General features: G+C 66.6%; 3 protein-coding genes. All 3 read left to right on the forward strand.

The window, feature by feature from the left end; genetic code table 11:
- The coding region (gene sufC, locus ACOJTB_RS05760) for a Fe-S cluster assembly ATPase SufC (protein ID WP_420101564.1) at positions 1-598 on the forward strand (598 nt) is incomplete at its 5' end.
- A complete protein-coding gene (gene sufD / locus ACOJTB_RS05765; protein WP_420101565.1) occupies positions 598-1,947 on the forward strand; it encodes a Fe-S cluster assembly protein SufD in 1,350 nt (449 codons plus the stop codon). The genes sufC and sufD, both read left to right, overlap by 1 nt.
- A gap of 27 nt (positions 1,948-1,974) precedes the next feature.
- Positions 1,975-2,610 (forward strand): aminotransferase class V-fold PLP-dependent enzyme (locus ACOJTB_RS05770; protein WP_420101566.1); only part of this gene is annotated, 636 nt, incomplete at its 3' end.

Consider the following 2,610-nt stretch of genomic DNA (forward strand, 5'->3'; position numbering starts at 1 on the left):
GGAGGACTATGAGGTCCTCGACGGCGAGATCCTGCTGAACGGTGAGAACGTGCTGGAGATGGAGGCCGATGCCCGCGCCGCCGCCGGCATCTTCCTCGCCTTCCAGTACCCGCTGGAGATCCCCGGCGTCGCCACCATGACCTTCCTCAAGGCGGCGATGAACGCCCAGCGCAAGGCGCGCGGCGAGGCCGAGCTTTTGACGCCTGACTTCATCAAGGCGGTGAACGGCGCGGCCGACAAGCTCGGCATCGCCAAGGACATGCTGCGCCGCCCGCTCAATGTCGGCTTCTCGGGCGGTGAGAAGAAGCGGATGGAGATCCTGCAGATGGCGCTGCTCGCCCCCTCCATGTGCATCCTCGACGAGACCGATTCCGGCCTCGACATCGACGCGCTCCGCATCGTCTCGGAAGGCGTCAACGCCCTGCGCGACGCCAAGCGCGGCTTCCTCGTCATCACCCATTACCAGCGCCTGCTCGACCACATCGTGCCGGACACCGTCCACGTCATGTCGAAGGGCAGGATCGTGAAGACCGGCGGCAAGGAGCTGGCCCTCGAACTGGAGAAGTCGGGCTACGCCTCCTATGGGGAGGCCGCCTGATGGCCATCGTCACCCCGCTGAAGACGGCGGCCGAACAGACCCTCGTCCAGCAATTTGCCGAGGCCAAGGGCGAATTGCCGGGTGGGCCGGCCGTGCGCAAGCTGCGCGAGGACGCCTTCGCCGGCTTCGAGGCCAAAGGCCTGCCGCATCGCCGGCTGGAATCCTGGCGCTATACCGATCTGCGCAGCCTGCTGCGCGAGGCGCGCCCGCTCGCCGATGGCGCCAAGGAGACCGAGGCCGTCACCGCGCGGCTCGCTTCGCTTTCGCTGACGGGCCTGCGTCTGGTGCTGATCGACGGCGTCTTCGCCCCTGAGCTGTCGGCGCTCGATGCCATTCCCGAGGGCGTCACGGTTCATTCCCTGGCCGATGCCCTCGTGCAGCCGCGCGACGATCTCGGCCGCATCCTCTCCGGCCCCTCCGTGGGGGCCGATGATGCCGGGCTTGCCCTCAACACCGCGCTGATGCGGGACGGTGTCTTCGTCGAGATCGCCGAGGGCACGGAGCTTTCGCAGCCGATCGTCATCATCGCTTTGGCCTCGGCCGAGTCCGAGCGGGCGGTGTTCTCACGTTCCGTCGTGCTCGCCGGCAAGGGCGCCAAGGGCACGGTCGTCGAGGTCAGCGAGGCCGCCGGCAGCGCAGCCCAGCAGGTCAACGGCGCCATCGTCTTCGAAACGGGCGACGAGAGCGAGATCCAGCATGTGCGGCTCCTGACCCGCCAGCAGGCCGCCAGCGTCGAGGTGCAGAGCCTCCTGGTCACGGTCGGCGCGAGCGCCAAGTTCGACTCCTTCGCACTGGTCTGCAATGCCGGCACGGTGCGCCAGCAGCATTTCGTGCGCTTTGCGGGCGAGCACAGCGAGATCGGTCTGCGCGGCGTCAACCTGATCAACAAGGCCCAGCATTCCGACGTGACGCTGATCGTCGATCACGCGGTGCCGCACGGCACCAGCCGCGAGCTTTACAAGACGATCGCGGGCGGCGAGGCGACCGGCGTCTTCCAGGGCAAGGTCGTCGTGCGCCCGCATGCGCAGAAGACCGATGGCGGCATGAAGAGCAATGCGCTCCTCCTCAACGAGGGCGCGACGATGTTCAACAAGCCGGAACTCGAGATCTTTGCCGATGACGTCGTCTGCGGCCATGGCGCGACGGTGGCCCAGATCGACGGCGATCAGCTGTTCTATCTGATGGCGCGCGGCCTGCCGCGGGTTCAGGCGGAGGCTCTCGTACTTCAAGCCTTCGCCGGCGAGGCCGCCGAGTTCATCGCGGACGAGGCGGTGCGCGAGCTGGTCATGGGCGAGGTCGAAGGCTGGCTGCATGCGCGCGAGGCGGCTGCCGAGGTGAGCACCGTCTGAGGCCTTCGCATCGGAAAGGGCGCGAGCATGAATGCAGTCACCGGCCAGCCGATCCTGCGGCCCTATGATGTCGAGGCCGTGCGCCGGGATTTCCCGATCCTATCGCGCGAGGTCTATGGCAAGAAGCTCGTCTATCTCGACAATGCCGCATCGGCCCAGAAACCGAACGCGGTCATCGACGCGATGACGAAGCTGATGCGCGAGGATTACTCCAACGTCCATCGCGGCTTGCATTACCTCGCGAACGCTTCGACGGAAGCCTATGAAGCGGCTCGCGAAAGCGCCCGCCGCTTCCTCAATGCCAGGCATCTCGAAGAGATCGTCTTCACCCGCTCCTCGACCGGCGCGCTCAACCTCGTCGCCTCCTCCCTTGGCCGCCACCTGAACATCGGCGAGGGCGACGAGATCATCCTCTCGATCCTGGAGCACCACTCGAACATCGTCCCCTGGCATTACTGGCGCGAGCGGCACGGCGCGGTGATCAAATGGGCGCCGATCGACGAGGACGGCAACTTCCTGCTCGAGGAATTCGAGAAGCTGGTCACGCCGCGCACCAAGGTGGTGGCGCTGACCCATATGTCGAACGCGACCGGCACGATCCTGCCGATCGCCGAGATCGCCACGATCTGCCGGGCGCAGGGCATCCCCCTCGTCGTGGATGGC

This window comes from Allobosea sp., assembly GCF_048595345.1.
Classification (GTDB): Bacteria; Pseudomonadota; Alphaproteobacteria; order Rhizobiales; family Beijerinckiaceae; genus Allobosea.